The 24,829-nt window shown below is 68.1% G+C and carries 28 protein-coding genes; 1 reads left to right on the forward strand and 27 read right to left on the reverse strand.

All coding sequences use genetic code 11. From position 1 onward, the window contains the following. The 18 genes from R2910_11440 to R2910_11525 form a co-directional block, all read right to left on the reverse strand. Entirely contained in the window at positions 1–1,416 is a 1,416-nt protein-coding gene (locus R2910_11440) for a class II fructose-bisphosphate aldolase (GenBank protein MEZ4413589.1), read from the reverse strand. A 76-nt stretch (positions 1,417–1,492) separates the two neighbouring features. Further along, complete coding sequence (locus R2910_11445; GenBank protein MEZ4413590.1) at positions 1,493–2,872, reverse strand: glucose-6-phosphate isomerase; 1,380 nt, start codon at positions 2,870–2,872, stop codon at positions 1,493–1,495. Continuing rightward, positions 2,869–3,648 (reverse strand): MBL fold metallo-hydrolase, encoded by a 780-nt coding sequence (locus tag R2910_11450; protein ID MEZ4413591.1) that lies wholly within the window; start codon positions 3,646–3,648, stop codon positions 2,869–2,871. Before R2910_11450 ends, R2910_11445 begins: the two co-directional genes overlap by 4 nt. Positions 3,649–3,652: 4 nt before the next feature. Next, complete coding sequence (gene pyk / locus R2910_11455; protein ID MEZ4413592.1) at positions 3,653–5,101, reverse strand: pyruvate kinase; 1,449 nt, start codon at positions 5,099–5,101, stop codon at positions 3,653–3,655. Positions 5,102–5,730: 629 nt separating this feature from the next. Further along, a complete protein-coding gene (locus R2910_11460; GenBank protein MEZ4413593.1) occupies positions 5,731–5,982 on the reverse strand; it encodes a hypothetical protein in 252 nt (83 codons plus the stop codon). A gap of 61 nt (positions 5,983–6,043) precedes the next feature. Continuing rightward, complete coding sequence (locus tag R2910_11465; protein MEZ4413594.1) at positions 6,044–6,868, reverse strand: hypothetical protein; 825 nt, start codon at positions 6,866–6,868, stop codon at positions 6,044–6,046. Next, complete coding sequence (locus R2910_11470; protein ID MEZ4413595.1) at positions 6,865–7,452, reverse strand: peroxiredoxin; 588 nt, start codon at positions 7,450–7,452, stop codon at positions 6,865–6,867. The genes R2910_11465 and R2910_11470 overlap by 4 nt, the downstream gene beginning before the upstream one ends. A gap of 18 nt (positions 7,453–7,470) precedes the next feature. After that, complete coding sequence (locus R2910_11475) at positions 7,471–7,971, reverse strand: TlpA disulfide reductase family protein (protein MEZ4413596.1); 501 nt, start codon at positions 7,969–7,971, stop codon at positions 7,471–7,473. Continuing rightward, the gene (ispG, locus tag R2910_11480; protein ID MEZ4413597.1) at positions 7,972–9,201 is read right to left on the reverse strand and encodes a flavodoxin-dependent (E)-4-hydroxy-3-methylbut-2-enyl-diphosphate synthase; all 1,230 of its coding nucleotides are present in this window, start codon (positions 9,199–9,201) and stop codon (positions 7,972–7,974) included. Between the two features lie 64 nt (positions 9,202–9,265). Further along, the gene (locus R2910_11485) at positions 9,266–10,141 is read right to left on the reverse strand and encodes an aldo/keto reductase (protein ID MEZ4413598.1); all 876 of its coding nucleotides are present in this window, start codon (positions 10,139–10,141) and stop codon (positions 9,266–9,268) included. Next, on the reverse strand, positions 10,138–10,401 hold the full coding sequence (locus tag R2910_11490) for a hypothetical protein (protein MEZ4413599.1): 264 nt from the start codon (positions 10,399–10,401) through the stop codon (positions 10,138–10,140). The genes R2910_11485 and R2910_11490 overlap by 4 nt, the downstream gene beginning before the upstream one ends. Before the next feature lie 84 nt (positions 10,402–10,485). Beyond that, the gene (locus R2910_11495) at positions 10,486–10,743 is read right to left on the reverse strand and encodes a hypothetical protein (protein MEZ4413600.1); all 258 of its coding nucleotides are present in this window, start codon (positions 10,741–10,743) and stop codon (positions 10,486–10,488) included. A 252-nt stretch (positions 10,744–10,995) separates the two neighbouring features. Beyond that, positions 10,996–12,105, reverse strand: a complete 1,110-nt coding sequence (locus R2910_11500) for a kelch repeat-containing protein (protein MEZ4413601.1) — start codon at positions 12,103–12,105, stop codon at positions 10,996–10,998. A 4-nt stretch (positions 12,106–12,109) separates the two neighbouring features. Then, complete coding sequence (locus tag R2910_11505) at positions 12,110–13,834, reverse strand: NAD-binding protein (protein MEZ4413602.1); 1,725 nt, start codon at positions 13,832–13,834, stop codon at positions 12,110–12,112. A gap of 8 nt (positions 13,835–13,842) precedes the next feature. Then, the gene (locus R2910_11510) at positions 13,843–15,060 is read right to left on the reverse strand and encodes a cation:proton antiporter (GenBank protein ID MEZ4413603.1); all 1,218 of its coding nucleotides are present in this window, start codon (positions 15,058–15,060) and stop codon (positions 13,843–13,845) included. After that, on the reverse strand, positions 15,057–15,518 hold the full coding sequence (locus R2910_11515) for a potassium channel family protein (protein MEZ4413604.1): 462 nt from the start codon (positions 15,516–15,518) through the stop codon (positions 15,057–15,059). Before R2910_11515 ends, R2910_11510 begins: the two co-directional genes overlap by 4 nt. Next, the gene (locus R2910_11520) at positions 15,515–15,889 is read right to left on the reverse strand and encodes a cupin domain-containing protein (GenBank protein ID MEZ4413605.1); all 375 of its coding nucleotides are present in this window, start codon (positions 15,887–15,889) and stop codon (positions 15,515–15,517) included. The genes R2910_11515 and R2910_11520 overlap by 4 nt, the downstream gene beginning before the upstream one ends. Further along, positions 15,886–16,854, reverse strand: a complete 969-nt coding sequence (locus tag R2910_11525) for an ion channel (protein MEZ4413606.1) — start codon at positions 16,852–16,854, stop codon at positions 15,886–15,888. Before R2910_11525 ends, R2910_11520 begins: the two co-directional genes overlap by 4 nt. Before the next feature lie 142 nt (positions 16,855–16,996). On the opposite strand from R2910_11525, the gene R2910_11530 reads away from it, so the two are divergent. Further along, complete coding sequence (locus tag R2910_11530; protein ID MEZ4413607.1) at positions 16,997–17,686, forward strand: TonB family protein; 690 nt, start codon at positions 16,997–16,999, stop codon at positions 17,684–17,686. Here R2910_11530 and R2910_11535 read toward each other — a convergent pair. The 9 genes from R2910_11535 to R2910_11575 form a co-directional block, all read right to left on the reverse strand. After that, positions 17,683–18,450: a hypothetical protein gene (locus R2910_11535; GenBank protein MEZ4413608.1), complete on the reverse strand. Its 768-nt coding sequence runs from the start codon at positions 18,448–18,450 to the stop codon at positions 17,683–17,685. The two genes, R2910_11530 and R2910_11535, sit on opposite strands and share 4 nt — an antisense overlap. 26 nt (positions 18,451–18,476) lie before the next feature. Further along, the gene (locus tag R2910_11540) at positions 18,477–18,872 is read right to left on the reverse strand and encodes a hypothetical protein (protein MEZ4413609.1); all 396 of its coding nucleotides are present in this window, start codon (positions 18,870–18,872) and stop codon (positions 18,477–18,479) included. An 81-nt stretch (positions 18,873–18,953) separates the two neighbouring features. Beyond that, positions 18,954–19,448 carry a DinB family protein gene (locus R2910_11545; protein ID MEZ4413610.1) on the reverse strand — a complete coding sequence of 165 codons (495 nt, stop codon included), beginning with the start codon at positions 19,446–19,448 and terminating at the stop codon, positions 18,954–18,956. Then, the gene (locus tag R2910_11550) at positions 19,445–19,996 is read right to left on the reverse strand and encodes an N-acetyltransferase family protein (protein MEZ4413611.1); all 552 of its coding nucleotides are present in this window, start codon (positions 19,994–19,996) and stop codon (positions 19,445–19,447) included. Before R2910_11550 ends, R2910_11545 begins: the two co-directional genes overlap by 4 nt. Next, positions 19,986–20,411, reverse strand: a complete 426-nt coding sequence (locus tag R2910_11555; GenBank protein ID MEZ4413612.1) for a DUF3995 domain-containing protein — start codon at positions 20,409–20,411, stop codon at positions 19,986–19,988. Before R2910_11555 ends, R2910_11550 begins: the two co-directional genes overlap by 11 nt. Then, the gene (locus tag R2910_11560; GenBank protein ID MEZ4413613.1) at positions 20,408–21,622 is read right to left on the reverse strand and encodes an HD domain-containing protein; all 1,215 of its coding nucleotides are present in this window, start codon (positions 21,620–21,622) and stop codon (positions 20,408–20,410) included. Before R2910_11560 ends, R2910_11555 begins: the two co-directional genes overlap by 4 nt. Beyond that, complete coding sequence (locus tag R2910_11565; protein ID MEZ4413614.1) at positions 21,619–23,658, reverse strand: hypothetical protein; 2,040 nt, start codon at positions 23,656–23,658, stop codon at positions 21,619–21,621. The genes R2910_11560 and R2910_11565 overlap by 4 nt, the downstream gene beginning before the upstream one ends. Before the next feature lie 92 nt (positions 23,659–23,750). Next, positions 23,751–23,945: a hypothetical protein gene (locus tag R2910_11570; protein MEZ4413615.1), complete on the reverse strand. Its 195-nt coding sequence runs from the start codon at positions 23,943–23,945 to the stop codon at positions 23,751–23,753. Positions 23,946–23,989: 44 nt separating this feature from the next. Further along, the coding region (locus R2910_11575) for a hypothetical protein (GenBank protein MEZ4413616.1) at positions 23,990–24,829 on the reverse strand (840 nt) is incomplete at its 5' end.

Genomic DNA, 24,829 nt, shown 5'->3' on the forward strand with positions numbered 1-24,829 from the left:
TCATTCTCCCGCGTCGGGGTCGTCCTCGGCGGAGACCGACACCTTCTCCAGCGAGGCATGATGCTGCACCGGCGCATGAATGAACCGGTCCACCAGGGTGTCGGTGCCGTTGACGTTCAACTGCTCGAAGAGAAACCGGAACGTGCTCTCCAGGTCGGCGGCGATCGCATCGCGCACCGCCTGGGGCAGCGACCAGCACTCCTCCTTGAACGGCCCGATGGCCTTCTTGCGCGCCTTGTAGTAGAACTGCTCGTCCGAATCCTTCGGCCCCCGGTCGCCCTGCGCGTTCGCGTCCACCCACGCGTACATCCGCGCGCGCAGTTCGGCCGGAAACTTCGGGTGATCGTAGATGATGTTCTGGAAATTGGTGGCGAGATGGATTTCACACGCCTCCACCCGCGGGAAGTTCCCGAAGGCGTTGCTCGGCAGGGTGCTGGCCCCGTGCTGGACCGCGCCCGCCATGCCGTAGTCCTGCTGAGCCACCCGGCTCAGCGCGGCGAGCGCCTCGAGGTCGAGCTTCACGGCGGCGATGCTGCCGTCGGGAAGGACCACCCCGCCGTGTGACGTCCCCGTCTGGACCGAGATCTTGCTCAGCCCTTCCCCGACGCCGAGGTGGGCCAGGGTGGTCCGACAGCCGCGCATGAAGGCGTGGAGCTCCTCCACGGTGCTGTTCTTGTGACCCACCTCGCCGATTTCGCCGCCCACCGAGACGGTGATCCCCTCCGGCTCCCGCTCCCGGATAAAGGCCGTGATCTCCGCGCAGCGCTCGAAATTGTCGCGCTGCTGCTCCTCGAGCGTGGGCCGCGCGAGGTCCACCAGCGTGGAGGTGTCCACGTCGATGTTGTAGAACCCGGCCGCCACCTCCTCCGCGATGAGCTTCTTGACTTCCCCCACCTCGCCCTCGGGGCTGGCCGCATACTTTTTCGCGTTCACCTGGCAGTGGTCGCCCTGGATGAAGAGCGGGAGGGTGTAGCCCTCGCGCAGCGCCGCGCCGATGATCACCGCCACATATTCGTCCGGGCGCTGGGCGGTGTAGGCGATTTCGCTCCGGGCGATCTCGAGGATGATGGCCCCCGCCTTGCCCGCCAGCGCCGCCCGGAAGACGGCCCGTGCCATGTCGTAGGCCAGCATCCGCACGTTGATGGCCGGGACGGTGAACCCGGCGCACTCGCCACGGCCCCGGGCCAGGTACAGGTCGTGGATGGAGGCCGGCCGGGCCCCGGTGGCCTGCCCCAGCTCCCAGAGGAGCCATCGGGCCGCTTCGCGCTCCGGCTCATCACCGAAGACCGCCTGCCGCACCAGGGCGTCTGTGGCCGGGCCGCGCAGCGCAGCGGCGTTCGACAGCCGGACGCCGACCGGCCCCTGGGTCACCGCGCCGCCAAAGAGTTCAATAGCCTGTTGCACGTGGTCAGTCACGAATGTCGTCCTCGTAAGTGGGAACAGGGGCGGATGGCAAAATCTAGACCGCCGACCGCCTCAGCGCCAAACTGGTTCAGGCCGTGTCCGCGTCGGGATCCACTGGAGCCGCCGGCGGCTCGAAGCCGACCCGGCCGAGCGCCCCGAACGTGAGGCGCTTGCCGAGCTCCACACCGGGCTGGTCGAAGGGATTGACCCCGTACCAGCATCCGGCGTACCCGGTGGCCAGCTGGAAGAACATCAGCAGTTCCCCCACCGACTCCGGCGAAAGATTGGGGAGCGCGACCGTGCAGTTCATTCGGCCCATCTGCGCAAGCGCCGCGGAGGTGGCCTCGTACTCGGCCCGCAGCAAGCCCCCCAGCGTCTGCCCGCCGAGGCAGGCGACCTCCTCCGGCATCCCATCCAGTTCGGGAATCAGCACATCCTCACCGGGATCCGAGACGGTGACGAAGGTGATCAGCTTGTCGAAGGGCCCTTCCATGTACAGCTGCACCTGCGAGTGCTGGTCCGTGGCTCCGACGGAGGCGACCGGGGTAGGACCGGTATGGACCACCTGCCCCTCCCGGTCCAGCCGCTTGCCCAGGCTCTCCGCCCAGAGCTGGCGAAACCACTCCGCCACGTCGCGCAGCCGGTCGCTGTAGGGCATCAGCACGTGCACCCGGGCACCGACCTGCGTATCCGCCGCCCAGTGCAGCCCCGCATACAGCGCGGCCGGGTTCTCGATGAGCTCCGTCGCCTCGGCTTTGGCGACGGCACGCGCGGCCCCCTGCACGAGGGCGGCGATGTCGATGCCCACCAGCGCCGCCGGCAGCAGCCCGACCGGCGAGAGCACGCTGAAGCGGCCGCCGACATCGGGCGGGACCTCGAGCGTGGCAATCCCCTCACTGGCGGCCAGCGCCCGGAGGGCACCCTTCTCGGGGTCGGTGGTGAACACCAGGTGCCGGCTGGCAGCCCCACCGAGCGCGTCGTCGAGCCATTTCCGGACCACGAGATACTGCGCCAGCGTCTCGGCGGTCCCTCCCGACTTGCTGATCACGTTGACCAGGACGCGCCGCGGGTCGATGCGCCGGAGCGCCGCGCCCACCGAGGTGGGATCCACGTTGTCCAGCAGCGTCAGCCGGGGGAAGAACTCGCGCCCCTCGTCGTCGAGTTCATTCCACGCGGGGGGGCGCAGCGCCGAGAGCAGGGCCCGCGCGCCGAGGGCGGAGCCGCCGATGCCGAGCACCAGCACATGGTCGTAAGCCTGCCCGAGCCCCTCGGCGAACGCCGCGATCTGGCGGACGGTCTTCGCCTGCCTGGCCAGGCCGTAGAAGCCGTATTCTCCGGCCGCCTGCCGCTCCCGCACCTCGGCCTGGATGGCGGCGAACCGGCGGCAAAGTTCGTCCAATCGACGCCGTGGCAGGCCGTGCTCGCCGTCGAGGCGATCCTGGATGACCCTGCCGTAGTGCAGCTTCATGGGGAGACCTCCACAGTCAGTCCGTCGTGCGCGGGCGACACGCCTGCCGGAAGCCGTGCCGCCAGCTCGGCATGTCCCGTCTCGTGCGTCAGGTGGGTCAAGTAGGTCCGCTTCGCCCCGAGCGCGCGGGAGAGCGCCACCGCCTCGTCAATGCTCATGTGCGTCGGATGCGGCCGCCACCAGAGGGCGTTCAGGACCAGGACCTCGACACCCTGCAGCGCCGCCTGCTCCACCGTCCCGACCTCCTTCACGTCGGTCAGGTACGCGAGCGGGCCGAACCGGTACCCGTATACCCGAAGATGGCCGTGCGGGAAGGCCAGCGGGAGGACCGGGATCCCCGCCACGGACGTCGCCACGCCGGGTTCGAGCGGATGCGGCTCGAGATGCGGCTTGGAGGTTCCCTCGAAGGCGGTGACGCCGGGGTCGAAGATGTAGCGATAGGACGACGCCAGTCGTTCCAGCGTCTCAGGGGGGCCGTAGATGGGGAGGTGACGCTTGCTCCGGATCGTGAAGATCCGAAGGTCGTCGATCCCGGCGGTGTGGTCGGCATGCTCGTGGGTGTAGAGCACGGCCGAAAGCGTGGAGACCCCCTGCCCGAGGAGTTGCAGCCGGAGTTCCGGCGGGCTGTCGAGGAGCAGTGTCGTGTCGCCGGACCGGAGCAGCGCCCCCGTGCGGGTGCGGCGGTCGCGTGGGTCATCGGACCGACAGACAGCACACCCGCAGCCGACCTGCGGCACGCCAAAGGATGTGCCGGTGCCGAGGAAGGTCAGGCGCATTCCGCTACACGGTCTCGATCTTGAGAAGGTTGGTGGTGCCCGGCATGTCGAAGGGCACGCCGGCGGTCACCACGACCCTGTCGCCCTCTTCCACGAGCCCCTGGTCCAGGAGCGCCGCGCGGGCCACGAGGATCATCGCATCGTAATTAGGGACGCGGTCGACCAGCACGGGCGTCACCCCCCAGACCATCGCGAGCGCACGATAGGTGTCGGGTTCCGGCGTAACCGCCACGATCGGGACCGAGGGGCGGAACGAGGCCACGGTGCGCGCGGTGAAGCCGCTCGACGTGAAGCAGGTGATGACGCGGGTGTGGAGCAGTTCCGCGGCGGCACAGACTGCCACGGCGATCGCGTCCTCGGTCCGGGCCTCCCGCGCCTCGAACCGGTTGCCCCCTCCGCCGCTTCGCCGCCCCACCGCCAGGTCGAAGGCGGCGCTCCGCCCCGTCCGGTGGCTCTCGACCTCGCGGGCAATTCGATCCATCGCCTGCACCGCCTCCAGGGCGTAATCACCCACCGCCGTCTCAGCGGACAGCATGACGGCATCTGTTCCGTCCAGGATGGCATTGGCCACGTCGGACGCCTCCGCGCGGGTCGGCCGCGGGGCCTTGACCATCGACTCGAGCATCTGGGTGGCGGTGATGACCGGCTTGCCGCGGAGGTTGGCCTCCCGAATGAGGCGCTTCTGGACCAGGGGCACCTCCTCGAAGGGCAATTCGACGCCGAGGTCGCCCCGGGCCACCATGACGGCGTCGGTGGCATCGAGAATCGACTCCAGGTGCCGCAGCGCGGTGTCCTTTTCGATCTTGGCCACCAGCTGGATCCGCTTGGGGACCATGGTCCTGAGCTGGTTCAACTCCTCGGCCCGCCGGACGAAGGAGACGCCGATGTAGTCGACGCCGAGCTCGATGGCATGCGCCACCTCCTCCTGGTCCTTCTCCGTCACCGCGGGCGCGCTGACATCGACGCCCGGAAGGTTCATCCCCTTGTTGGCCCGCAGCAGCCCGCCATACCGGACCACACCGTCGACCCGGTCCCCCCGGACGCCGGTGACCTCGACCGAGAGGAGACCGTCGTCGAGGAGGATCTTGGAGCCGGGGTGCATGTCCCGCGCGAGGCCGGCGTAGGTGGTGGGAATTTCGGTCCCCGTCGCAACCCCCTCAGGCGCGAAGGTGACCGAGTGCCCCTGGGCGAGCTCCAACGGCTCCGCCAGCTGCCCCACCCTGATCCGGGGGCCGTGCAGGTCCACCAGGATGGCGACGGGGCTCTTCCGGCCCTTCCGGACCCGCTGCAGATCCCGAATCCACTTTCCCCTCAACTCCGGTGTTCCGTGCGAGGCATTGACCCGGACGACGTTGACCCCGGCATCGAGCAGCTGGACCATCCGATCGGGATGGCACCAGGCTGGGCCGAGGGTGGCGACGATCTTGGTCCGGCGGATGGAGGAGGTCGGCAAGAAACGGCTCGGGGTTGGGGTCCGGAGGGCTGCTGGTGGATTCTAACCGATCGAGGCGGGGTGGGACAGCGGGGAGGCAGGGAGGCAGGGAGGCGGGGAGTCAGGGCACTCGAGTGAGCCCGGCTCGTGCCGAGACATCAACCGGCAGGACTTGCCCCCTTCCGGTTTTCCACATCCGCCCAGCTGACCGATTTCCGACCATCCCGCGATGGACTCCTCCGGCCTGCCAGCCCGGCCCTGATATCCCCATTTGGGGATGATGTTCATATATCATATCCACCTTCCAACAGCGGGTTCGGCGGACGCCAGTTGGCGGGTTCGCGGATTATCCACGCGGGTGTGGAATGGGTAAACTTTCCCTCAATTCCGGCGTGGAAAGCGTGGAAACCCCGACTTTAGTCATTGCAGGACAAAGCACTAGAGGTGTAGTTAACTTTCCACTTTAAGTGGAACTCTTAACTTTATTATTAACATCACTTAGAACGTCGGATAATATGTGGAAAATAGACTGGTGACAGTGTCGTTACCGGGGCGGGAACATGCGTAAATGATGCATAAAGAGGCCCCGGAGCACCTCAATCGTGGTGTCGCCGGGGCCCATCGCATAACGGTCTGTGGAGAACCGAAATTCAGTCCAGCAGTTCCAGGTCCAGCTCCTGACCTGCGCGAAGGCCGAGCTCCTTCACGATACGTTCGGGGAGGGTCACCCCTGCCCCGCTGCTGAAGCTCCAGCCACGGGTCTTGAAGCGCTTCCCACCGACCTTCACGGTCACGGGAACGCTCTTCCCCAAGGGAAGACTGCCGGCCGGGAGGAAGACCTTGGCGTAGGTGCTGGCGCCGTACCGTTCGAGGACGATCCGCTGGTGGACGAGGGTGGACATGGCTGCTCCCTGCGGGGGAGGGGCTAACCTACCCCCCTTCCCGCGGAGCGCCAGAGGGAGGCTAGCGGTAGAACTCGATCCGGGCTTCCCCGCCCCACTGCATCGGCCCGAACATCCGGATCGGGGACCCCTTGAGGGCCTTGGCCAGGTCGTCCTTGCCCTCCACATGGAACACCCCGGGGAGGGTGCGGGTCCATCGCGGGGAGGTGTGGACCGTCGCATTCCAATTGATGGTCCGCCTGCCCTCAAACATCTGGGAAGTGGACCCCGCTTCGGTGTCGGCGGTCGAGTCCCGACCAACCATCTCCCCGGTCCAGGAAATGGCAGTCTTCCCGATACTCACCGAGTAGCTCTGGCGGCTGGTCTCGGGGACGGGCACGAACTTCCGTTTGAACACCTTGACCGGGATGAACGCCGCCTGAGTCTTCTTCTGCACCCGCCAGTCGTTGGTCCAGTAGCCGGCCACAAACCAGCGGTCGAAGGTCGGCGCACTTCCGGCGCGGGTGGCGGCGATGCCCCAATACCCCACTGCCTCCTGCATCCCCATCTTGTTGGTGGGGGAATAGAGGGCGTCCCCGGAGGTCATGGCGGGCGCCTCAATGATGCAGAACTGTGCCGGAATCATGGCACTCTTGGCGGAATCGCCCTCCACTTCGCGGCTCAGCGCCGGAGAGAGCGGCGTGAAGCTGCTGGCGGGAATGACCTGGAAGCCGGCCGCGAGCTGCTTCTCGGCCGCCTCCCTGTCCATGAGGAAGTCGACGCAGGCCGAGAAGCTGACGTCCCGGAACGCCCAAACGTACCCGCTCCCGGCGGCATCCTGGGCGGGGGCGGATGTCGCCAGAGCGCCCAGAAGGCCCAGAGCCGGCAGTATCCGTCGTGGGGTCACGACTTCCCTCCGGCGTTGGCGATCGCCTGCTGGAGGCGATCGTAGCCCTTCGGGTCGGTGGCGTTGAACTGCATTTCCCGCCAGGCCACCTTCCCGTCCTTCCCGATGACATACACGACCCGGCGCATCTGGGCCCCGGAGCCCTTGGCCCCATACTTGGCCGCGACCCGCTGCCTGGGATCGGAGAGAAGCTTGAACGGCAGCCCGAGGCTCTGGGCGAAGCGGACATGGGTCTCGAGACTGTCGATGCTGATCCCCACCACCACCGCCCCCGCAAACAGCACGTCGTACTTGTCGGCAAAGGTCCGCATCTCCGCCGTGCAGCCGGAGGTGAAGTCCTGGGGGTAGAAGGCGAGCACCACCACCTGCCCCTTGAGCGCCGCCAGCGAGAAGGGATCCTCCGACGAGCCGATACCGTTCTTGTCGGCCCAGGGGAGCGTGAAGTCCACCGCCTTCATACCGGGTTCAGGGCCGGTGACGAGGATGGCCGTGGCGGGCCCCAGTGTGGCGGCGGACGAGTCTTGCGCGGCAATTGGGCCGACGGCCAGGGCGAGGATCACGAGCGAACCGAATAGAGACTTCATGGATGGACCTCGATCGAGTTACTTGGCAGTGGCTCGGCGGAGGGCGGCCCCGAAGGACTGCTTCCCGCCAACCCCAGTATAGACAATGCGGCCGGCGCGGTCGATGATGACCACGTAGGACGTTTCCGCGACATCGTAGGCACGCTGGCTTGCCCCCTGGTCGTCGTAGAGAACCAGCCACGGCGGGTTGTGGCGCGCCACCCAGGCACGCACTGAATCGCGGGGGTCGCCGACGGTAATGTTGACGCCGATGAACTGGACCTCCCCGCCATAGGCCGCCTTGGCGGCCTCGACCGCCGGCTCCAGCGCAGCGCACGAGGTGCACCAGGTCGCCCAGAACTGCAGGAAGACCGGCTCCTTGCCGATCCACTGGCCGAGGTCGACCGGCCGCCCGTCCAGATCGTGGACAGAGAGTACCGGCGCGGCGTCGCCGACCCCGGGGGTCTGGGCCGCGAGTCCCGGGCTCGCGGTCAGCGCGAACACCAGGGCCAGGAGGGCCAGCCCTTCCCTGCCCCGCATCTAGCGGGCGACCGGTTCGGCGGGAGCGTACCGCTGCTCGACGTACTCCTCCAGCAGCGCCAGGAACTCGGGCACGATGCGGTCGCCGCTGAGGGTGACGCGCAACTGCCCGTCCACATACACCGGCGCCCGCGGGTCCTCCGCGGTGCCGGGCAGCGAGATCCCGATGTCGGCGTGCTTGGACTCGCCCGGCCCGTTCACGACGCAGCCCATCACCGCGACCCGCATCGACTCGACGCCGGGGCGCGCCTCGCGCCAGACCGGCATCTGGGCGCGGAGATAGCGCTCGATGTCCTGCGCCATCGACTGGAAAAAGGTGCTGGTGGTGCGCCCGCATCCCGGGCAGCTGGTGACCTGCGGCGTGAAGCTGCGGAGGTCGAGCGACTGGAGGATCTGCTGCGCCACCTGCACCTCTTCGGTGCGGTCGCCGCCAGGGGCGGGGGTGAGAGACACGCGGATGGTGTCGCCGATTCCCTCCTGCAGGAGGATGGCGAGTCCGGCGGTGCTGGCCACGATCCCCTTGGTGCCGAGGCCGGCTTCGGTCAGGCCAAGGTGCAGCGGGTAATCGCCCCGCTCGGCCAGGAGTCGGTAGACGTCCACCAGGTCCTGCACCGCCGACACCTTGGCGGAGAGGATGATCCGGTCGTGGGCCATTCCCGTCGCCTCGGCGAGCGCCGCCGATCGAACGGCGCTTTCCACCATGGCGTCGAGCGTGACCGCCCGCGCCTCGCGCGGCACCGCCAGCCGGTGATTGGCATCCATCAATTCCGTCAGCAGCGCCTGGTCGAGCGAGCCCCAGTTGACCCCGATCCGCACAGGGCGGTCGTGCCGGAGGGCGACCTCGATGATGGCGCGGAAGTGTTCGTCGCGGCGCTTCCCCCCGACGTTGCCCGGGTTGATGCGGTACTTGGCAAGCGCGGCAGCGCAGGCAGGGTACTTGGTGAGGAGAATGTGCCCGTTGTAATGGAAATCGCCGATGACCGGCACGGCGACACCGATCCGGTCGAGCCCCTCGACAATCTCCGGGACCGCGCGCGCCGCCTCCTCGGTGTTGACCGTCACCCGCACCAGCTCGCTGCCCGCCCGGGCGAGGGCGGCCACTTGCCGCACCGTCCCGACGACGTCGGCGGTGTCGGTATTGGTCATCGACTGGACGACAATGGGGTGACAGGAGCCGACACTGACTGACCCGATGCGGGTCGTGACGGTCTGGCGGCGGGTGGGAGGCATGGGGGCAAATATAAATGGAAGCGGAAGCAGAAAGGGACTTGGCTCTTTCTCCTTCCTCCGCCGGTCAGCTTCTGTCAAACTCCGCTTCGTCGAGGTCGCGCATCTCCTGCGGATCAAGCCGCAGCTCCCCGGCGGCCACACTGTCGAGCACATGCGGCACAGTCCGGCCCCCGGGAATGACGATCACGTTGGACGCCTGCTCCAACACCCAGGCCAGCACCACCGCATGCGGGGAGACGCCTCGGCGATCCGCGATCGACTTCACCACCGGGTGCCCCGGCAGCTTCTTGTTGAGGCGGCCGCCGCCGACAGGGCTGTAGGCGAGAAAGCCGATGCCGAGATTTTCGCAGTGCGCCACCACGCCCTCCGTGAGCGCCTCCCGGAAGTACGGGTTCAGGCGGTTCTGCACCGTCACCACCTCGACGTGACGCCGCGCGGCGTTGACCTGGTCGACGGAGACGTTCGACAGCCCGATCCAGCGGATCTTCCCGGCCTGCTGGAGCTCCGCGAGCATTCCCACGCTTTCCGCGAACGGGACCCGCGGGTCGGGGACATGGTACTGGTAGAGGTCGATCCGGTCGACGCCCAGCGCCAGGAGGGATCGGTCGCAGGCGCGCCGGAGGTGCTCGGGGCGGCCATTGCGATCCCAACTGCCCTGCGGGCGCGTCATCCCCCCCTTGGTGGCCACGATCACCTCGTCGCGCGGCCCGTTCCATTCCCGGAGCGCCCTGGCCATCAGGCGCTCATTGTGCCCGAGGTCCTCGTCGGAGAGACAGTAGACATCGGCGGTATCGAGGAGCCGGACCCCGGCATCGAGGGCGGCGTGGATGACGCGGACACCCTCGGACTCATCGGGACGGCCGGCGGTAGAAAGCGGCATGCCCCCGAAACCAACCGGGGGCACGCGTGGAGCGCCGGGACCCAGAGGGCGCTCGATCACACCAGCCCAAGCTTCTTGGTCAGCCGATAATGTTCTTCGGGGCGGAGGGTGCCGTCGGTGGCGAGGGGAGCCAGCGCCTGGAGGATGTCGGCGCGCGACGCGTCGATCCGGCGATCGCGGAGCTCCCCGATCATGCGCGCAAAGCGCGCCTCGAACTGGTCGGCATTCATTTCACCCTTGGCCCGCATGTCGCTGATGTTGTGGAGTTCCTCGAGCAGGCGTTCCACGGTGATGGGCGTGAGTTGGGGGGTCTCGGACATCGTGTCGACCTCGATGAAGCGGAGTGAACAATCGATCCTTGGCAGTGCAATATAGCGGCGCCCACACGGCGCCGCCCCGTCGGGTCAGCCAGTCGCCTCCCGGCGCGGCTCCACCGAGGCGGCGTCGTAGGCGCGGGTGCGAAGCGGCGAGGCGCCCCCCCGCGTCCATCCGCCCCGAAACTCGAAATGCTCCTCCGGCAGCAGCCGGTCGCCGAGCGGAATGGTGCCCGCCAGTTCCAGATGCCAGAAGAGCATGCGGGCCCCGACCTCGGCGGCCGGCATCCATTCCCCCGGCTTGAGCGGCGGGTAGTGTTCCGCGAATTCGACGCGGAGCCTGGCCATTCGGATTTCCATGTCCATAGGTACGGTCAACCCCACCGCGAGAGAATGGCACCTGCCACTGCAAAATACACACACTGGTACGGCGCGTCGATCAACCGGGCGCCCATCGCTGGTCCACCGCGGACCGCCTCGCCCCAGGCACGGTCAGGAGCCGCCGGGGGCTGACGACCGGAGTCAAATGGGTCCACACGCGTGCACAGGGGGTATGAGAGGAATCTGCGCCCTTCGGCGGCAATGTCAAATCGGGAGCCGTCACGGAACGTAGCGCCAGGCGCGATTGGTGGGCCCCTGCCCTCTCCCGTAGCCGCCGGAAATCAGCGCGCCCCCGCCCGGGAGCAGCGCCGCCGCGGAAAACTGACCGGGCATTCGGGGGCTCCCGCCGACCATCGCAAAGCGGCTGGTCTCTGGATCGAAAACCTCGGAGTGCTCAGCCCCGCCGGCAATCAGAATCTTCCCCGACGGAAGGACGAGCGACGTCCCGCGATGCTTGTACCGGGCCAGGTGCATGTCGCCCCCGGCCGCGAATCGTCCCGTGTCCGGGTCATAGAACTCGGTGCTCTTGAAGGTGCCCTCATCGTCCCGCTGGTCGGCCCCGCCGTTGATCAGGACCCGTCCGTCCGGCAAGAGCACGCCATCGTGCTTGTGCCGGGGGATGGTCATCTCGCCGGTGCCGGCAAATGTGCCGGCGGCGGGATCAAACACTTCGGCGCTGGCGTAGATGGTGATCTGGGTGCCCCGCCCGCTGTGGCCCCCGGCCACAAGCACCCGTCCATCCGACAGCCGCACGGCCACGTGACTTTCGCGGGGCACGCTCATGCTCCCCGTCGGCGAGAAGCGGCCCGTCGCCGGGTCGAAGATCTCGGCGCTGGCGAGAAAGAGCCAACCCCTCGAAACCCCGCCGATCAGGAGCACGCGGCCGTCGGCAAGGAGGACCGCGACATGGTCGGCGCGCGGCGTCCCGAGCGGGCCGGTCGGGGTAAACCGACCAGTGGTGGGGTCGTAGATCTCGGCCGATGACAGGTAGGCTCCCGACTCGGCGTACCCTCCGGCCAGGAGCACTCGGCCATCGGGGAGCACCGTCGCGGAATGGCTGAATCGCCGGGTCCGCATCGGGCCGGTCACCTTGAAGCGGTTGCTGGCCGGATCGAACCGAACCGCGCCCGCCACCGGCTGTCCCTCGCCGCCCATCCCTCCCGCCACGAGGATGGTGCCATCCGCCAGCGGCGACGCCGAGTGGGAGGCGCGAGGAGCCTCCATCGCCCGCGCAAACCGCAGCGTGCCGACGCCCGGATCTGCGGAACGCGCCCCCAGGGTCAGGAGGAGCAGGCCGGCAATCCAGCCGCCTCGTGGCGTCGCCCTCATCTTGTCACCGCTTCAGGTCGAGGTCGATGCTTCGCGGTGCGGCCGCGCCCGAGTCATCCACCAGCCCGGTGTGCAGTGTCGGGATCCGGATTTCCCGCGTCGCCGGAAACATCTCGAAGTAGGCCTGGATCGTCTCATTGGTGCCGCTGAGGTAGACGATGTCGCCGTCGCGCACCTCGAAGGTCTCGTCGAAGTCCACGATGATCACCGCGCCCCGCTCCACGGCAACAACGGAGCAGCCGGTCCGGTCCCGGATCCAATGCTTGAGCAGCGGCCGGCCGACGAAATTCCCCGCCGCCGTGGCCACGATCTTGATCTTCCCTTCGAGCGACACCGCCGATTGCCCGAGGAGGTGGTAGGAGAGCAGCTGCCCCGCCACCTGGCTCATCGACAGCGCAAAGTCGGCACCGGCGCGGTGAATCCGGGCCACGTTCTCCGCCTGGCGCACCCCGGCCATGATCATCGCATCGGGTGAGAGGCTCCGCATGACCGCCGTGGCGAAAAGCGTCCCGCTGTCGGAGTCGAGCGCCAGGATGATTCCCTGCAGCCCGCCGACGCCGACCTGCTCGAGGACCTTGTTGTCGAGGTGGTCGCCCACCACATCCACCCCGGGCGCCGGCGCCGATGCGAGCAGACGCACGGTTTCCCCCGCGTCGCGGAGAAACTCCGACACCTTCCGCCCAATCTCGGTGTCGCCGACGACGAGGAAGGCGCCTTCCCTGGGCACCGGCGTGGCCAGGGCGCCGAGCCGGTCGATCGAGGTGTGGCTGCCGATGGCGACGATGATGGTGCCGACGTTGAGGCGACTGTCGAGCTTTGGCTGGGCGGAGAGAACACCGCCAACCCAGAGCCCGATGATGGTGGCGCCGGTCTGTTCGCGAATGCGGGCCTCGCCGATGGTCTTCCCGGCAAAGGGGCTTGCCGCGTGGACCCGGAGTTCGGCGACCTCCAGGTGTTCGCCCAGGTGCCGGACCCCGGCGACGCGGGGACTGATCTTCATGCTGGCGCGCGCGGCGAGCGCGGCCGCGAGCACGTGGGTCGGAGTAAACGCCGTGGTGGCGCCGGCCCGCACCATCGGCGGCCGCCGATTCGGATCCTGCACCATGGCGACGATCTTGCCCGTGTAGCCGTAGTACCGGGCGTTCAGGGTCATCGCGGCGTTGTAGTCGTCTTCGCCGTTGAGGACCAGTCCGCGTGCGCCAACCAGCTTGGACAGGTCGGGGTCCTCCTCGCGGAGATTGCCGAACACGACCTCGAGCCCGCGCTCCCGCAGGCGCCGCGCCGTGGCCTCGTCCTCCTCGAAGACCACGGCCTCCACCCCCTCGTGGTCGAGCAGGTCGAGGAGGGAGGTGACCGCCGGTCCATACCGATAGATGAGCACCCGGCCCGCCATGGGCGGGAGCACCCGTGGCAGACGCGCCTCGAAGCGTTCCTCGAAGAACGGAATGAGGAAGACCGGAAAGACGAGGAAGATCAGCATCGTGCCCACGAACTGGACGGCGACCACGTAGGCCACCATCATCGGATGGACCCAGTGCATGTCCCGTCCGTAGCCGGTGGTCGTCAGGCTCTCCGCCGCCCATTCAATGCTGTCGAGGAGGCTCCGGGGTTGTCCCTCGAGGTAGAACATGCCGAGCTGGTAGACCAGCCCCAGCACGACGAGCAGGACCGGCAGCGAGAGCACGAGCAGCAGGAGCCTGCGGTAGGAGCGCGGCAAATTGCGGATCACAAACGACCTCATTCAGCGAGCTCGGGGACGCCCGGCGGAAAAGCGCGCACCTTGCCTGCGTACCACGCGATCCCCGGCTGCGCCGACACGCCGTGCAGGACGATGCTCATCAGAATCGTTGCCACCACAACCCCGCGGATGGTCGGGTCGCCCGGGGTGCCAAGTTCGCGCTCGACCACGAGGAGCCCGAGCACGATCGAGGCAAGCCCGCGCGGACCAAACCACCCCATGAAGACCACCGTGGCGCGTTGCAGGCGAGCGCCGAGCAGCGCCACGGCCACCGGCAGCATCCGGATGACGGTCAGGCTGAGGATGCCGTACAAGAAGTAGATCGGCGACAGCAGATCCAGCGAGCGTCCGATGGCCAAGCCGAAGAGAAAGAAGACGGCGAGGTTCAGCACCTGGCCCGACTGTTCGGAGAAATCCACGGCATGCTTCCCCGCCCCGGGGAACATCCGCTGGGCAGCGAGCCCGGCCACGAACGCGGCGATGAACATGCTGGCTTGGAGCCGCTCCGCGCCGACAAAGCAGAAGAAGGGGAGGGCGATCAGTCCACGGGGGGCGAACGACTCCGTCAAGGAACCGGCCCGACTGGCGCGCTGCAGCAACCAGCCGCCTCCCAGGCCAATGCCAAGGCCGAGCAGTGCGCCCAACCCCAACTGCAGCCCAATGAACCGGGTGAGGGTGGCGTCGGTGCTGCCGCCGCCCGCCTCGAGCATCGCGAGAAAGAAGAGCAGGAAGGGGACCGATAGACCGTCGTTGAGCCCCGCTTCCACGTTGAGGGCCTGGCGTATCCGCGCCGGCACGCGCGGGCTCTCGACCACCACCTGCCCCAATCCCGCATCGGTCGGCGCCAGGATCACGGCGACGAGACACGCCTCCCAGATCGACAGGTTGGGGAAGATGAAGACGGCGACGACAGCGCCGAGCGCGATGGTCAGCAACAGGCCCGGGCCGAGCAGCCGGGCCGGCAGATCCCGGATTTTCCGGAGGAGCGAGAGATCGGTGCGCGTCGCGTCGGTGAAGAGGAGCAGCACAAGCCCGGCTTCCGCGACCCACAGGAACCGGGTGAGCTCGAATCCCGAGGCGTTGAATTCCGGGACGACGACCGGCAGCAGCAGGCCGGCCATGGTAAAGACGACGGGCGCCGTCGCGACCCGTTCCACACGCTCGGAGACGAGACTGTAGAGAAAAACAATGGCCACGAAGAGCGCGAGGAAGGTCATGGCCGGACTCCCGGCTTCGGAGCGTGGGCGTGCTCCGCCGGGAGGAGGAGTCGGTGCAGGATCGCGAACAGAATGGCCGTGGACCACCCCGCCATCAGGATGCCGGTGAGCCCCTCGATTCCCGCGAGCAGGTGCCACCGGTCCGGGAGCAGCACATCGCCGTAGCCGACCGTCGTATAGGTCACTCCACTGAAGTAGAACGCGACCATGGGCTCCGGCAGGGCCCCGATCCAGATGTAGGCCAGGGCCCACATGGCGATTTGGACGAGGTGCGCGATGACCACCCACCATGCCACGCGGACCAGCAGCCAGGCACTACGCAGGAGCGGGAACGGCCGCGGCGTCCGGAGCGTGCCGTACCACCGCATCAGGAGGACGATCATCGAGGCTTGCACGATCACGCAGGCACCGAGCAGGCAGAAGGCGAGCGCCAGCGGGAAGAAGGGGAGGGAGGTCACGTGCCCTCCCCGCGAACACGCTCCGGCGCTGTGAAATGGGGGTCGAGCACGTTCCCCGTGTTTCGCACCCCGGCCGGCTCGAAGAGCAGCACCGACGCTTCGGTATCGGCCACCGTGCGGTGCTCCACGCCTCGGGGAACGATCAGGAACTCCCCGGGGTCGAGAGTCACCGCCCGGTCGCGGAACTCGACGCGGAAAGTGCCTTCGACACCGAGGAACAGTTCATCGGCATCGTCATGATGGTGCCATGGGAAGGTACCGCAGAACTTGGCGAGCTTGACCTCCTGGCCGTTCAACGCGCCGACGACCACGGGCCGCCAATGCTCGGCGATGGCCGACAACGCATCGGCCAGCACCACCTTGTCATTCATGCGCCCCCCTGGTCGAGGCTGGCAGGAGCAGTCTTGCTCAGCAGCCGCACGTCCGCGCGAAGAATCCCGTCGGTGGCGGCCCGATCGAAGGCATCCACGAAGCGCGCCCCGAAGCGGACTTCGTCGCCGCGGTAGGAGGTGCGCGCGAAGACCGTCTGGCTGAACGTCTCGTCCACCCCGGAGAGCAGCACGATGAATTCGGGGTCGCAGGACTGCAACGACTCGGCGTCGTCCCCCCAGAGCGGGCTGGTCTCGGTGATCGGGTGCACGATCGTCCACATGAGCGGGAAGAAGGCCACCTCGGAGCGCTCCAGCGGGAGTTCGAAGAACTCGCGTACCGCTCCACCGTCCCGGGTCCGGCGGGCAAGCAGCACTCGGGCGTGCACGTCAAGGATCTGATTCTGCCGGGCGTTGCTGGTCCGGATCATCAGCGCTCGCCCGCCCTGGTACGGGGCCACGACCGCGTGCTCCGAGAAGATGAAGCGCCCGACAGGACGTGCGAAACGCGCGAAGGTGATGCCACTGACGAGCGCAAACCCGACGAGACCCGCGACCGATTCCGCCGCCACCAGGATGTTGGCCGGCAGGGTGGCGGGACTCACCACCCCATACCCGATGGTGGCAATGGTCTGCACACTGAAGAAGAAGGATTGCAGGAAGCGGTCGGCGGCCGGGACCTCCGCCGGTCCGTGCAGTGCCGCCGGGCCGAGCAGATAGTAGGCGAAGGCAAACATCAGGTTGGCCGCCAGGTAACCCAGGGTCACGAGCCCGAGGAAACGGGTCCAGGAGGTGCCGACCAGGGTGTGGTACACCGACATCGAGCTGTACCAGGGAATCCCCTCGCGCGCGACGTTGAAGCTGCCGTCTCGGTTGAGGAGGCGTCGCCTGCTCTCACGTGACACCACGCTCCCGAAGCCGAGGTCGTTCGACGGTACGCGCCGCTGGCGGGAGGAGTTGAGGAGCATACACCCAACCTATCGCCGAGCGGCGGCTCGGGGGAGGGGTGGCAAGGGCTCATCCCATCGTCACCGAATTGTCATCCGCCTGCCGAGGCTGCTGTCAGGTCGGCGTGCCATCGTGGAGGCACCTCTCATCAGGAGCGCCCCCATGTTCGAGATTCTCCCCGCCTCTTCGGCCGGTTCCGAAGCCTCGCCGACCCATGCGCTGCTTTCCGTTCTGGTGCACGGCGGCCTCATCGCCACCGCCGTGCTGCTCACGGCACAGGTCACCACGGGCCCCGGGGTTGGAGCGCCGATCGACCAGATGATCTACATCCCCGCGCTCCCGTCCCTGCCCGCCCCCGTCGGGGCTGTCCCGCCTCCCGGCAACGGCGGGCTCCCTGAAGCGCCAGTCGATGCGAGCCTCCCGCTGCCAGTCGGCGTGCCGGTCGGACTTCCGCTGCCGGCAGGCATCGCCGCGACTGGGGGAAGCCCGAACGCCGGTTCCGCAATCGGGATCGGCCCCCCGACCTGGCTCGAGGGCCCGGCGACATCGGGGGCATGGGCCGCCGCCGAGGTGGATGAACCGGTTCGCGTCCTCACGGCCGGCCACCTCGTGTACCCGCCGGTTCTCGAACGGGCCGGCATCACCGGCATCGTGATGCTCGAGTTTGTGGTGGATACGCTTGGGGTGGTGGAGGCGTCGACCATGCACGTGGTCTCGGCCACGCAGGAAGGGTTCAAGGCGGCGGCGGTCGAGGCGGTGCTGGCTACGACATTCTCACCGGCCCGGGTCCGGGGAACCGCGGTGCGCCAGCTGGTCCGTCAACAATTGAGGTTCGTGGAAACGCTCCGCTAGTACTTCGCGTCCGCGTCGTGGGCTGCCGTCTTGAGCATCCAGACGGTGGCCGCCGGCACGTTGAGCGCCGCGCCGTCCATGAAGGCGTACGCGGAGAGTTCGCGTGGGTCGTGGCCGGTGAGCTTGCCGTAGATGGTGATCGCGGCCAGGTAGCTCCCGAGTGGCGTGGGATGGAAGTTGTCCGGACCGTAGAGACCGACGAGCCCGTCGCGCTGCAGGGCGAGCTGCCATGCCACCCCTGCCGGAAGGAAGAGGCCATCGACGGCGCTGGCCGCGTCCTGGTACGCGATCCGCACCGACTCGAAGCCCTGCGCCGAGGCGCCTTGGGGCCAGACCATGAACAGCGCCGTCCGCGCGCCGGTCGGATGGATGATGGAGTCGAACATGCGGGTCCAGAGCACCAGCGAATCGCGGTTGATCGGGAGGGTCGTGGGCCCCTGCTGCAGCACCACGAAGTCCCAGCCACCACGCTTGATCGCCTCCACGGCCCCGCTGTTGTTGGTGATATGGTCGATGAGCGCGTAGTTCGGCTTCGCGATCATCTCAACGTGGATGGTGTCGCCGGCGGTCAGGGCCACGCCCTTGAGCGTGCCGGGAAGATTGTTGTAGTAGGTGAGACTGTTGCCGATGAAGAGGACCCGCAGGGACACCGGATTCCCCGGCACAACGGCTGGGACGGGGGCCGAGGCGTCCTGACAGGCCGCCGTGCCCACCAGCGTGCCGACGGCGAGCGCCGCGAGGAACGGGATACGCACTCTGGTCATCCCGTTGCCTCGCGGATGGGGGAGACTTAGGAGAAGAGACCTCGAACGCCCGCCGCCCATCTCGGCGCCACGAGCGTGGCGACCAGGACCACGATCCAGATTCTACCCTGCCGGAGGTCGTAGTCGGCGAGGAGTTTCGACCAGGGATGGTGGAAGAGGTAGTGCCCGGCCACAAACTCAAAGACGACCGTCGTGGCCAGCCAGCACACACCGACGGCCCACGCCTCCGGCACGGTGGTCGGATGGATCCAGCGAATCGTGAGCCACGCGACGAGCAGGATGAGGAGGGAGAGGGCAACACTGCTCAGCACGTGCCCGACGTACGCCCCGACTCTCGGGAGGAGGACATACTGTCGGAACGTCCCGTTGGCAATCGCCACCAGGCAGAGCGCCACCCAAACCAGGAGCGCGCGACGGAGCATGATTCCTCCCGTGGCAGGATGTCCACTGGACAATCTCCACCTTCCGCCCGAAGCCGGGATGAAGTCAGCATGAACCGCGCCTCAGGGGCGGCTGGTCCAGAGGCGTTTGAGCAGCTGGATCTGCCCGGTGTGATAGGCTTCGTGCTGGGCGGCGCCAAGGATGGTCTCGCCGAACGTCCACTTGCGGTTGCCCGACGGACGGCGCCCGTACTGCGAGGGAGGGACGGCCCGGATCGTCGCGGCGACTTCCAGGTGCGCGGCACGAATCAGCGCCCGGTCCGCCTTCCAGTCCGCTTCCGTGGCGCGGGCAGGTACGGCCGGCCAGTCCGCGGGGCAGCGCGGAAAGGGCTCTCGTGCCGTTCCCCGAAGCCGCTGGGTGATGACATGATGCCAGTAGGCAATGTGCAGTGCCAGTTCCCAGATCGAATGGCGGCCGGGCGCCGGGCGCCAGAGCGCCTGGCGGACCGAGACCCCTCGGAGGGCACCCACCACGGTAGGGCCCCCATGCCAGGAGCCGCGACCCGCGATCGGTGCAACATTTTCGGCCAGCAACCTGCTCAGGTCCCGCGCGCTCATGTCCGCTCTCCTTGGCCAACCACGGGGCTCCGCCGCTCGAGGAGCAGCACGTCGCGCCACACCCCGCTCGCCATCTGTCCCAAGCGCTCCCGGCGTCCCACCAAGCGGTAGCCGGCCCGTTCGTGGAGGGCCACGCTGGCGGCGTTCTCGGGAAAGATGCCGGCCTGCAAAGTCCAGATGCCATGCCGCTCCGACTCGGCGCTCAATTCGGTGAGGAGGGCCAAGCCGACCCCCTTCCCCCGCGCGGCCGCGGCCACGTACACCTGGACCTCGGCCACGCCGCCATACACGCAGCGGTCGGAGACGCCGCTCAGGGCGGCCCACCCCAGGACCTGCTCCCCGTCGACGGCTACCAGGCGGGAGTGGGCGAGGTGCCCGCCATTCCACTCCTCCCAGGTCGGCGCTTCGGTCCGGAAGGTGGCGTGCCCGGTCGCGATCCCCTCGCGGTAGATGGCCGCGACGGAGGGGAAGTCACCGGGAGTCATGGCGCGGAGCGCCGGGGGCACCGGCAGGGAGGCGGCGATTCGGGATCCTGGGTCAGACCCCATGGTACGCCACCAAGGCGGCGCCAATGCCCAGGAGGAGCGCCAGCGGAGAGTAGTACCGCGTATCCATCCGCGCGAACGCAGTGCCGCGCACCCGTTTGAAGAACCCGACGTACCGAAACTCGCCGATGGCACGGAGGATGAACGAGGCCGCGAGTACCCAGCAACCGGGCACGACCAGGGCGGCGGGAATCAGTCCGCGTCCCAGGCCAACCCGCTGGGTCACCAGGAGGGCGGCGATGAAGAGGAGCCCGGCGACGGCGAAGGTCGAGGCGGGGCCGGGGCGAAAGGTCGGCTCCCCATCCTCCCGCTCCGGAATGGCCGTCGCATGCCCCACCCGAATCCCGACCGCCCACGCGACATGCAGCAGGCTCAGCACGCAAAACACCACGGCCATCCCGATAGCCAGGAGTGTCATTCGTCTCCACCTGACCCGCTGCCCGCCTGCCCCCCTGCCCCGCCTTCCCTCACCTCGGGATCCTCGACGGACAGCCGCTGCACCGCCCGTGCCCGCATCATCTTGATGAACGGGAGGCTGAACACCGGGTCGAAGTCCGTCCCTGACTTCTCCTCGATGTAGGTCAGCGCTTTCTCGGAACTCCAGGCGTCGCGATAGGGGCGGTTGGTGCAGAGCGCGTCGTACACGTCGCAGACATGGACGAGGCGGCTGGCGTAGTGCGTGTCGCGCACGAAGTGGAAGGCGGGGTAGCCGCCGCCGTTGAGCATGATGTGGTGCTCATACGCCACCACCGCCGGAACCTCGAGCCGCACGTCGCGCTCCAGGATCAGCTTGGCCCCCTCCTTCGGGTGGGCCTTCATGATGGCAAACTCCTCGTCGGTAAAGCCCCCCGGCTTGACCAGGATCTCGCGGGGAATCTTCACCTTGCCAAGGTCGTGCAGGAGTCCTGACACGCCGAGGACCCGCAGTTCCCGCCCGCTGAAGCCGAGGTACTCGCCGATGGCCATGGCGAGCACCGACACATTGGTGGAGTGCGTGGTGGTGTACTGGTCGAACTCCTTCAGCTGCAGCAGCGGCAGGATGATCTCGGACTGGCTGTGCATGGCGATGGCCAGGGAGCGCACCACGGTCTCCGCCTCAAGGAGCGGCAGTTCCCCCGTGCTCTGCACATGGTTGTGCATCCACTGGATCGCCTCGACGTCGTCGCGGAGCGAGTAGGCGATGGTCGCGGTGGCCAGCGTCTCCCGCACGCCATCCAGCGCATCGCCGGTGTCGAGCGCCAGGGTACCGTAGCGAATGCCGGTGGCGCGCAGGTGGCGCACTTCGGCGGTATCCATCACCTCGCCCCGGCTCCGCTGGAAGGTGTCTCGCAGGAACTGCTCGTAGTCCTGCCGCGTGACCGTCCCGTCGATTTCCAGACGCTCGATGCCGAGCCCGGCCAGCCGCGTCGCCCAATCCCATTCCTTGAGTTCGCGCACCACGCGGCGCTCGAAGACGACGTCGCCGCCGATGAAGGAGAACTTCAGCTTCTCAGTGTCGGCCAGGATGTCCTGCAGTTCCTGGAAGGAGTCGTCCAGCACCCGTTCACGTGCGGGGTGGCCCTCGTTGTAGAGCCCCATGGTGGCCATCACCTGGCCGAGCGAGGTGAGAAACTTGACGGGGCTGCTCATGCCAGTCCTGCCGCGGTGCGGATATCGGGGTCAGCGTTGCGGGCGGCCAGGTTCATCACGACCTCCACCTCCGGGTGACGGGCCCAGGTGGCGGCCAGCCCGCGGAGCGCCGCCAGCATCTCGGGACTGGACTGGTTTAGCCGGGTCCGCCGCCACCATTTCTTCTTGGCGAGGACGCGCAGCAGCAGCAGATCCCGCGCCCGGCGGCTGCGGAGTGTCCCGAAGACCCGGATGGCCAGGACGCGCACCTCCTCGTCTTCGTGGTCGAGCAGCTTGGCCAGCGCCGGCTCGGCGGACGGCGGACACTCCTCGAGAGCGGCAGCGAGTCCGATCCGCATCACGGCGTCATCCGGGTCGGCGAGGCTCAGCACCACGCCCTGGAGCCGCAGCTCGGGCCGCTGGGTACCCATCATCAGCTTGATGGCCTCGCGACGCACCCGCGGATCCTCGGCGGTGGCGTAGACAACCGGATCGAATTTGGCGGGCCACTCCGGCAGCGCCGCGAGCACGATGAGGATATTGCGCTGCACAAACCACTCGGCGTCCGCGAGGCGGGCGACCGCCGGCGGCCCGACCGCCCCGCCGAGCGAGGTCAGCGCGTTGAGCAGGCGATGCCGCATGGTGCGCGACTCGGTGGACGCGAGTGCGTCGAGCATCGGGCCAATCGCGAACTTCCCGACCTTGTCGAGGATCTGCTCGACCGCGTCGAGGTGGGCGTCGCCGTGCTCGAGGATGGCGCTCATCAGGGCGGGGTCGGCGAGCCGCACCCAGATCGTCTCCGCCGCCAGGGAATCTGCGGGCGCGTTGTCCAGCGACTCCACCAGTTCGTCCAGCCGCCCGTCCTCGACCACCTTGGCCAGCGACGTCCAGACCGCCTCCCCGACGACGTCGAGCTCGAGCGCCATCTTGAGGATGCGGGGGGCTTCGGCCAGGTGCTCCGTTTCCGAGGGCGCGACCGGCGCCGCCTCGTTCGGCAGCGACAACTGGTCGAGCACCGCGGTGTAGGCGTCGGGGTTCGGATCCGTCAGCGTCCAGTCGTTGAGCAAGTCGTTGACGGCGTTGCGGAAGGTCTCGTCGGCGTGGGCGCGCACCGTCGTCTGGCCCTGGTCGGCATGATCCGCCAGCTTGGTCAACATCCGGAGGAGCGAGTGGGAGATCGTCTGCTGCTGGGCCGAGGCGGCCGCCTGCACCAGATCGAGCACCGCCTTGACCGGGAGGCTCGACGCGAAGTCGGCCACGAAGTTCTCCCGGCTGGCGAGGTCGCCGCCCACGGTCAGGAGCCGGGTGACCGTCTCCTGGTCGAGCGAGGAGAGCAGCTGGGACACACGGCTCTGCAACTGCGCGTAGCTCTCCCCCTCCCGCATCCGGAGCTCGCGCCCCAGTTCCTGCAGGTAGCCGACGATGATCTGGTCGTAGGCCTTGTCTTCCTTGTGGGTGTTGATGGCGCTGGCAATGCGGTCGGGGTCCTGCTCAACGATGTCGCCGGCGCGCCCCTTCCGGAGGGCGGCGGAGGCGAGGCCAAGCCAGAGCTGCGAGGAACGGCCCTGGTCGGCTCCTTCGGTGGCGCCGCCGATCTGCAGGTGCTCGAAGGTGAACGGAACGATCTCGATGTTCGGCCACCGGTCGAGCTCCTCGGCAGGCCTCAGCCCGAACGGCATTTCCTGCCGGTTGGCCTCGGCGCTCACCGTCTGGAGAAACTCGAGCAACTCCTCGGTGGATGTGCCCTTCCGAAACTTCACCACCCCGAGCTGGTGGCGGTGGAGCCGCTGGGCCAGCTCCCGGAGCACCGCATTGTCGGTGTCCGTGGCTGCCCCTTCGACAATCAGCTGGTCGCGGGCGATGCCGATGGCCAGCGCCTCCCGGCTGCTCATCAGCGCCGACAATCCGCTGTAGACCGCGTTGGCGGCGTGCTCGATGACCGGGTGCCCTTTGGGGTAGGTGCCGTACTTGTGGAGCCCGACGGAAAGTTGGATCAGGAATACCGACAGCTCGCGCGAAAGCGTCTTGCTCTCGGTCGGGCGGTCGGCCTGATTCACGGAAACCTGCCTTAGGTGGCGGGGACCCCTCTAAGGTAGGCAATGGCGGGGAAGGGGTAAAGCGAGAACCGGAGGTCTGCCCGGATGGACCGCTACTCGATGCCGCCCACCGTGTCCAGCGCCGCCGCGCGCGCCCGGGCGCTGTCCTGGCTCTCCATGGCCTTCTGCACACCGGACGCGCCGGGGAGCGCCGACTGCCCGATGACGCTGTCCGCCTCGCGCTCGGTGCGCCCGGTGCTGGTCTTGTGACCCGCCGAGCACGCGATGCAGAGTAGCAGGGTGGACAACACCATCCACTGCCGCCCTGCCCCCCGAATCCGCTGCCTCGCTGTCATCTCACTGCCGCGATGAACTCCTTCAGCATCGTCCATCCCGCCTGGTCGTACGCCTTGGCCGGCCCGTCCGGCGGCAGGCACCCGATGCCGGGTTGCGGCGAGGTGATGGTCCTGGCGCCCCGCGTGTCGCGAGTCTGGATGTACCAGTTGCCGCCGTCCATGCAGGTGCCGTCACGCTTCCGCATCTGCGTCACGCCGGGATTCGTGGGGGGAGGCGGGGGTACCACTGGATCGCCGCGCCGGCCACCGGCCTGCTCGGCCGCCCGGCTGGCACCGGCGAGCGAGTCGAGGCGGGCCAGTTCAGCGGCCCAGTTGACCGAACCGTGCTGTTCCGGCACCCGGCAGACCCACGCCTTCCCCTCCTGGTATCCCTTGGCCCACGAGACGCATCCGTAGGTACTGTCGAACTTGGCCCGATCGGCGGCCATGGCCGACTGCATCCGGCTCCACTGTGCCATGCTGTCGGCCGCGGACTTCCCGCCGGCCTCAGCCGGGTCATACCGGCGGTACCAGACCAGCATCTGGCCGGTGACCGTCCCGTTCACGTCATGGAAGACCACGGCCGGGCTGGGGCCCAGGAGCCCGTAGTTGCCCGCGAAACGCACCACGCGACCGGACGAGACGGGGGTGCTGTCGGGATAGGTGAGGGCCCACGGGCTGGGGAGCGGCGGGCCGGACTGGACGGTGCAGCCAGCAGTGGCCACGAGGAGGACAGACGCGACGGTGACCGGAGCGAGACGCATGGTCGGACCTTGGTTGAGGACGATGCATGTAAAGTACGTCTTGGCGGCCCGCGTGCCTACCCACCTTTGCACGAAGCCCCTTGGCGTGAATGG

This window comes from Gemmatimonadales bacterium (assembly GCA_041390145.1).
Taxonomy (GTDB): Bacteria; Gemmatimonadota; Gemmatimonadetes; order Gemmatimonadales; family GWC2-71-9; genus SPDF01.